General features: G+C 37.0%; 1 protein-coding gene. It reads left to right on the forward strand.

Annotated elements, in window-relative coordinates:
* A partial coding sequence (locus tag AOA60_RS01170) for a MazG nucleotide pyrophosphohydrolase domain-containing protein (RefSeq protein WP_305887030.1) occupies positions 1-243 on the forward strand: 243 nt, incomplete at both ends.

Raw genomic sequence — 243 nt, forward strand, 5'->3', positions numbered from 1 at the left:
TTCGAAAGGTTGGTATGATAAGCAAATTGAAATGGGTACGAAATTAGCATTAATCATAAGCGAAGTAATTGAAGCTTTGGAAGCTGACCGAATAGGAGATAAAGAAAATTTTGCTGAAGAACTAGCTGATGCCTGCATAAGGATATTTGATCTTTGTGGTGCAGAACAAATAGACCTAGAAAATGTAATCCTAAATAAAATGGAGAAGAATCGTGGGAGAGCTTATAAGCATGGGGGTAAGGC

The organism is Pseudomonas sp. 2822-17 (assembly GCF_002742485.1).
In the GTDB taxonomy this organism is placed as follows: domain Bacteria; phylum Pseudomonadota; class Gammaproteobacteria; order Pseudomonadales; family Pseudomonadaceae; genus Aquipseudomonas; species Aquipseudomonas cyclaminis.